The 7,517-nt window shown below is 67.2% G+C and carries 5 protein-coding genes; 3 read left to right on the top strand and 2 right to left on the bottom strand.

Annotated elements, in window-relative coordinates; genetic code table 11:
- Positions 1–1,487, bottom strand: a 1,487-nt coding sequence (locus QH470_RS16735) for an AAA family ATPase (RefSeq protein WP_280273293.1), incomplete at its 3' end; no start/stop codon positions are given.
- A 46-nt stretch (positions 1,488–1,533) separates the two neighbouring features.
- A complete protein-coding gene (locus tag QH470_RS16740; protein ID WP_280273294.1) occupies positions 1,534–2,163 on the bottom strand; it encodes a dihydrofolate reductase family protein in 630 nt (209 codons plus the stop codon).
- Positions 2,164–3,115: 952 nt separating this feature from the next.
- On the opposite strand from QH470_RS16740, the gene QH470_RS16745 reads away from it, so the two are divergent.
- The 3 genes from QH470_RS16745 (at position 3,116) to QH470_RS16755 (ending at position 7,085) form a co-directional block, all read left to right on the top strand.
- A complete protein-coding gene (locus tag QH470_RS16745; protein ID WP_280273295.1) occupies positions 3,116–5,698 on the top strand; it encodes a LuxR C-terminal-related transcriptional regulator in 2,583 nt (860 codons plus the stop codon).
- 101 nt (positions 5,699–5,799) lie between these two features.
- Positions 5,800–6,216: a nuclear transport factor 2 family protein gene (locus QH470_RS16750; protein ID WP_280273296.1), complete on the top strand. Its 417-nt coding sequence runs from the start codon at positions 5,800–5,802 to the stop codon at positions 6,214–6,216.
- A complete protein-coding gene (locus QH470_RS16755; protein ID WP_280273297.1) occupies positions 6,213–7,085 on the top strand; it encodes an SGNH/GDSL hydrolase family protein in 873 nt (290 codons plus the stop codon). Before QH470_RS16750 ends, QH470_RS16755 begins: the two co-directional genes overlap by 4 nt.
- The last annotated feature ends 432 nt before the right edge of the window (positions 7,086–7,517 follow it).

A 7,517-nucleotide genomic window follows, 5' to 3' on the forward strand; every position in this document is an offset into this window, starting at 1 on the left:
CCGGACATCGGCAATCTCTCGGCGATGGCTCCGACATGTGCCCACTCGATGGGCAGGTTCGCGTGGAAGCTGGCTTCCCCGAACAGCATCAGCAACGACACCGCTCGCAGCGGATCAGCTTCGGCCATCGTCGGCAGCAGCGAGCGCAGCATCGCTACCGCATCCCCCGGCATGCCCGTATGCAGCTCCATCAAAGAGCGCAGCCAGACGGTGTCGCGGCGTAAGGACTCCTCGGGCTGCCCTTCCTGGTCGATCAGCTCGAGCATGAGCGTCGCTTTATCGGAATCCCCGCTGTTCCACCACCCGGTCGCCGAACGGAAATACCGCCGGGAGCGACGCGGGCCGGGTGTACTCAGCTCCGCCGCGCGGGCGAGTAACGCAGCCGAGGTAGCCGAGCTGACCTGGACACCACTGCCGACTTGATCGAGTCGTTCGGCGATCGCGTCGTCCGGGCCGTCGACCGCCTGTCCCAGGTGCCAGGCGGAGCGTTCGGCGTCCATTGCGGTGGATTGCAGCGCCACCGCCAGCGCCCGATGTGCCTCGCGACGGTCCGAAGCGGTGAAATCGTAGTAGACGGCCGAGCGGATCAGAGGGTGACGAAAAGCGACCGTCGCCGCCTCGGTGTCGACGAGTTCATCCAGTAGGCCGAGCTCCGCCACCGACGCCGCATCGAACTCGGCGGCCGCGCGGCTCAGGATGCCGCGCCGCACCTGGCCGGCTGTCGCGATCAAGAGCAGCAGCCGCTGAACCGGCGGAGGATGCCGCCGCACCCGTGCGAGGAAAGCCGCTCGCAAGGTGTCCGCCATGGGCACCGGCGCTGCCGACGATACCCCCGGACGGAGGGCGTCGCCCGGCAACTCGATAATCGCCAACGGATTACCGGCCGTCGCATCCAAGACGACTTCCTGCTGGGCGGGCGACAGGTGCGATCCGGTCCGCTCCGCCAGCAGACGGGCCGCAGCCGCACGATCCAGGGCACCCAACGGCATATCCAGAGCACCGGACAAAGCGACGGCCGATCGTTCGCCGGTTCTCGATGCCAGCACGACCACGATCGGCTCCGTGTCCAGCCGCCTGCCTACGAATTCCAGCACACCCGCCGAGGGGCGGTCGGTCCAGTGCACATCATCGACCGAGCACACCACCGGTTGTTCGGAGGCCAGATCCGACAACAGCGAGAGGGCCGCGAGGCCGACCACGAATCGTTCGGGGGTCGGGCCCGCGGCGAGTCCGAACACAACTCGCAGTGCCGCCGATTGTGGAGTGGGCAACCGGTCGATTCGGTCCAGCACCGGCAACAGCAGTTGATGCAAAGTCGCATAGCCGAATTCGCGCTCGGTTTCCACGCTCGACGCACGCAGCACCCAAGCACCGGACGCCTCGGCCGCGAATTCATCCAGAAGTGCGGTCTTGCCGATTCCCGGCTCCCCGGTCAGATTCACGACGGCACCACGTCCGGTGCGCGCGCGGTGCAACAGGTCGGTCAATACCTCCTGCTCTTTTTCGCGACCGTACAGCACGCCCTGTGTTCAGCTATTTCATGCGATTGAAAGTCATATGGGTGACACCGCTCGGCGAGGAGGTGGCCTCGACCCGGTAGTCCTGCTCGAGTCCCTCCAGGCCCTCCCAGAGGCGCACGCCCCGCCCGAGCAGAATCGGGACCACCACGACGTGCATGTGGTCGATCAGCCCGGCCGCCAGGAACTCACGAATCACGGTAGGACCTCCGCCGATGCGGATATCTTGGCCGTCCGCTGCCTTCCGGGCGGTCTCGACCGCCTCGGCGGGCGAGGCATCGAGGAAGTGGAACGTGGTTCCGCCTTCCATTTCGATCGACGGGCGCGGGTGATGGGTGAGGATGAAGACCGGCGTGTGGAACGGCGGATTCGGCCCCCACGCGCCCTTCCAGTCCGGCTCCTCGTGCCACCCCGGGTGGCCGAACTTCCCCGCACCCATGATCTCGGCGCCGATCCCTCGACCGAATTGCTGCATGAAGCTGTTGTCGACACCGTCGCTACCCCCGGACTTCCACCACTTGGTGTCGAACGCCCATTCGTGCAACCTGTCGCCGGCGTGGCCGAAGTGTGCGTCACGACTCTGGCCCTCGCCGGTGCCGTAGCCGTCGAGCGAAATGGAGAAGTTCTGGACGCGGACCAGTGACACAGCTGAGGCTCCTTCTGAATTCGGTCACGAGATCGCTGCCTCGCCGTCGAGACGATACCCCGATCTCCACAAACGCCATATCGGTGAAATCGCCGGTTCCAAGGTGCCGGAAGGATCACGTTGGCGGCGACATAGGTGCGGTACGCCCTCCACCGCCACCGCCCGCACACCAGCGATCCGGTCCGCTCGCGCCTCATCCGCCGCGCGCCGAGGCGGCCGCGACAGCGAGTCCCGGGGGCCGATGCACGCCGCCAACCACACTCGCCAGACCCAGCTCTGTCGTTGTGATAGTGGCCGAACCCACCGCCGCTGCGTAAGACGCAAATCGCCAGTTGTCGCCTGTCCTGCCCGACTACGCCGCCGCCACCGTCCACGGCGTCCCGTTATCCGTAGTACCAGAAGCCCTTTCGACAGGCATACGACTCCGGCGGGGCGGTGCAACCCCGGTCGGGCCAATTGATGGCCTGTGTCCTGTTCCCTTCACGGGCGAGCGTGGCTTTGGATTGTTGGCACCACTGATAGCTCTGCCCGCCGCACTCGAACCATTTCCAGTTCTCGGCGGACGCGGCCGGGCTCAGAAAGACAAGCGTGGCAAGGCATACTACGAGCATCTCGCCGCTCGCCGCCAGGGCTACGGCGGCCCGCTGCACTATTTTCACAGCACGTTTCCTTTCATCTCTGAAAGGTTGCAGCATAATTCGCTGTCGGGTTGCGCGAATCGGCGGAATCGCCGGTCTCGCCGCGAGGAGAAAATATTACGAGCCGCGTGGTGCCGACATAGTCGCCACAGGTGGCATTCTCTTATTGTGGACAGGCCGGGCACGTGAATAGTTCGCAGAACGACCTGACCAGCTTCGTGGGTAGAGAGCGTGAGTTGGCAGAGTTGGTCGGTGTGCTCCGGAATCGGCGATTGGTCACGCTGACGGGTGTCGGCGGCTGCGGGAAGACGCGCTTGGCAAATCGACTGGCTGCCGAGATCCGGGACCAGTGGCCCGACCCCACCGTGGAGGTCGACCTCGGTCCGCTGGCCGACGCACACATGCTGACCACGACAGTGGCGGCCGCGGCCGGTGTGAGCCTGGAGCCCGGCAGTACGGAACTCGCTGCGTTGACAGCGGCGCTGTCCCGCCGTCGCATGGTGTTGTGGCTCGATACCTGCGAGCACCTGCTGATACCGACAGCGGAGCTGGTGGAGTCGATTCTGACGGAGTGCCCGGAAATCACGGTCCTCACGACCACCCGGGAGCCGCTGGGCATCCGCGGCGAGACCGTGTGGCGGGTACCGCCGCTGCGCCCGCCCGAGTCGACGCGATTGTTCGAAGACCGTGCCTGCCTGGTGGTTCCGGATTTCGACGTCACGCAGGATCCCGAAGGGGTGACGGCGATATGTGCGCGGTTGGATCATCTACCGCTGGCGATCGAGCTCGCGGCGCCATGGGTCCGCGCGCTGTCGCTGTCCCAAATCACCGCGGGCTTGGACCACGCGCTCGAGTTGCTCGTCGAAGGACCTCGTTGTACCACCCCGCGCCACCGGACTCTGATGGCGTCCATGGCCTGGAGTCACGACTTGCTGACCGCGCCAGAGCAGCGGCTGTTTCGCAGGCTCGGAGTGTTCAGCGGTCCTTTCACGCTGGAGGCGGCCGCCGCGGTGGCAGGGGACGAGGAGACGATCGACTCGTTCGGCATCCCCCTGCGCGGTGTGGCCCGACTGCTGGATACCTCGCTACTGCTCACGGTGGAGATGCAGGGGGAACTGCGCTATCGCATGCTCGATACCGTTCGCCAATTCGCTGTGGAACGACTCGAAGCCGCAGGCGAGTCCGACGCCATACGCGACCGACATGTCGACTTCCATCTCGCCTTGGCGGAACGGGCGCAGTGGGGCATGGCTGAAGACCAGGACCGATGGCGCACAGTTCTCGCGGCCCACCGCGCCGATATCGCCACCTGCCTGGACCGTACCGCGACCGGTCCCGAACGTGATCGCGCCCGGCAGCTGGCCGCGGTGATGGCCGAGGCATGGCTGGTCAGCGGTGAAATCGACTTCGGTCGGCGGGCCATCGACCGAGCACTGGCCGCGCGGCCCGACGACCGAACGAGTGTCACCGCGCGACTACACGCCGGACGCGCCTTGTTGGCCATGGCCACCGGGCAGCTGTCGGAAGTCGCGGAAGCAGCCGAGCGTGGCGTGGCCTTGGCCCGCGAGGTGGACGACGAAAAGACCCGGGGGCGTTGCCTTGCCGCGTCGGCGTTCGCGCGCTTCTTCGTCGACTTCGACGACTGCGCGGCGACGGCGGCCGCGGCCCGGGCGGTCGCCACTGCCGGCGGTGATGATTTCGCGGCGGACTGGGCGGGCGTGCTCGAGGCCTACTCCCTGGTGACGCGCGGACGTAACCGCGCGGCGGACGTTCTCGCGCACCGGATTGCCGAGCGCGCACGGCGGCGTCGTGATCGGTTCTGTGGGGGGTTCGCCGCCGGCGTCGGGATATACACCCACCTGACCAACGGCCGCGTTGCCCTCGCGGTCGAGACGGGCAGGCAGGCGATCGAGCTGGCCGCTCCGCTCGGTGACTACTTCGCCACCGGCACGCTGTCGGGCAACACCGCGCACGCGCTGGCGGTGTCCGGCGATCTGGCGGGTGCATTGCGGCTGTTGGAACCCCTGGTGGACGCGCTGAGCAGGGCCAAGGAGGCCGACGCCGTCGGCCTGGTGGTCCCGCTGGGGCTGACCCATCTATGGCTGGGCGACCTCGACGAGGCGCTCGGCTGGTTCACACGGGGCGTGGACCGCTTACAGCATCGGACTACGGACTGGACCGCAGCCAGATGTGTCCCAGGCTTGGTAGGCGCGCTGCGGCGTCTTGGACGAACACGGGAGGCGGAGCAGTGGGCCACGCGTGGACACCGCCTGCTGGCAGATTTCGGTGCGCCGTACGAACTCGCCGACCTGTTCGACGAGCATGCCCGCCTGGTGTCTGCCGAAAGAGCGCAGGCGCGCGAACTTCGTCTACAGGCACTGGTCGTGCGGCGAGACAATGGATTGTCGCTGGGTAACGCGACGACTCTGGACGGACTGAGCGAGCTCGCATTCGACGGCGGCAACCCCGACGAGGCACTCCGGCTCGCCGCGGTCGCCGACACCATCCGCTCCACGATGGGACACCCGCGACCGCCGGACGACGCGCGGTCACATGCTCAGCTCGTCGCGCGCATACGGACGGAAATCGGCACGGCGGAATTCGAGGAGATCTGGCAGCGCGGCCAGGGGTCGGACCCGGACCTGGTGCTACACGCCCTCGTCCGCGGGCGGGGACCCCGCGGCGCCGGCGAGGGCGTACTCGGCTTGCTGACACCGACCGAGGTGGAGGTTTCGGCGCTGGTGGGGCAGGGGCTGAGCAACCCCGAGATAGCCGATCGACTGTACATGAGTCGGAGCACCGTAAAGGCACACCTGGCGCACGTGTACGCCAAGCTCGGCGTACCGAACAGGACGGCACTGACCTCTCTGCTGCGGGACCAGGACACCCGCGCCTGAACCTCCCGTCCGCTCGGAATAGCCACGTGGCCGATGCTTTCGGGCACGTCCGCGAACGAACGTCATGGAATCAGTGCTCCATCGACGACAGAGGAATGATCATGGGAACGACCGACAATGTGCTGGCCCTGTGCCGACGCTGGGTGACAGCGGAGCTGGCCGGCGACGCCACGCTGCTCGACCGACTCGGGACCGACGACTTCACGCTTGTGGGTCCGGCCGGGTTCGTATTGGACCGCACCCAGTGGCTCGCTCGGTTCGCACCCGGCGCCCTGCGTATCGATCGACTGGACTGGGCGCCCGACTCCGTGCGCGAGTACGGCGACGCAGCGGTCGTCGTCGGCATTCAGGGCCAGGAGGCATCGTTTGCCGGGCGTCGTGCCGACGGCCGGTTCCGGGTGACTCACACGGCGGTCCGGCAAGACGGCGAATGGCTACTCGCCACCATCCAGTTCAGCCCGCTCGGTGTGGCCGGTCCCCTCGCCGCCGCCCCGCAACAGGAAGCAAGCGCACGATGAGCATGGATTCAACCGCGATCGAAGAACAACGGCCCCCTGTTCCGGACGTCGAAAAATTCGTTCGGTACACGCACCTCGACAAGTCGTACGGGTATCTGCCCGGTATGCGCGAGGCGCAGCCCACCCTCTTCGGGCTCTCGCCGGAAAGCTATCAGGCGGCCCGGGAGCGATTCGCCCGCGCAGCGCGGGAGGCAGCCGAAGTGCTGCTGGCAGGCGCCGACGAGACAACTGCGATAGACCGCTGGACCGTTACGGGGCCGAGTACGGTACTGGTAGTGGGCGACAGTCTCACCGACGACCTGCAGTCCTGGGTCGAGATACTCCGTGCCGCACTCGGTCTGCGTCGACCCGATCATGCGGTGCGACTGGTAAACGGCGGCCTCTCGGCCCACACCTCCGCCATGATTCTGCGATCCTGGCCGGCGACGTTGGCAGCCGTGAAACCCGACGTCGTCGTATGCGCGCTGGGTGGGAATGATGTGACACGGGTCGGGCCCGGCGCGCGGAAGACCCAAGTGAGCATCGATGAGTCGCTCGCCAACCTGTCGGAACTGCGCCGGATCGCGCAGACTCTGGTCTCGCCGCGGTGGATCTGGGTCACGCCGGCGTCCGTCGACGAAGACCGCGTCGCCGGATTTCCGCCGTTCCGATTCGGGCACTCGTCATGGGCCAACACGGATGTGCGGCTGCTCGTCGACGGGATTCGCGGCCTCGGCGGCCCGCTGGTCGATTTGACCACCGTATTCGGTATACCTGCGGCACCGGACCTCGTGGGCGACGACGGCGTCCATCCCACGCTCGCAGGCCAACTCGCCATCGCCCGGGCAGCAGTAGCTCCGCTCGCACAAGCCTGCGAACGAAGGCAGTGATCGCGGTGTCCACTCGCATTTCCGAAGCGAACACCGGATTCCGCGGTGATGACCGGAGCTTGATCGCCGCTCTGTGTGGCTTCCTAGCGCTGTTCGTACTCTCCGTGGCCGTGCCGTCGATATCAGGGGGCGGGACCATGCCGACGCCGGGAGCGCCCACCATGGACCTCCAGCAGTGGGCAGGCCACCGTCCAGCGGTGATCGCGGCGGGGGCGCTGATGATGGCGGCCGCGGGTGCGGTTGCCGTATTCGGCAATCTGCTCGGTCGCCGACTCGCGACCGCAGGGTCAGCCGGCCCCCGCCCCAATTTGGCCCCCGGCGCCGCGGTAGCCGCCGCGGTAGCGCTCGCAGCCGGTTGTGTGGCTGTCGTCCTGCGCCGGATCCCAGGGACCACAGCATACCCCCCCCCCAATGCGCCACAGGGCCGCCCCC

Origin of the sequence: Nocardia wallacei (assembly GCF_029868745.1) — a bacterium.
GTDB lineage: Bacteria > Actinomycetota > Actinomycetes > Mycobacteriales > Mycobacteriaceae > Nocardia > Nocardia wallacei_B.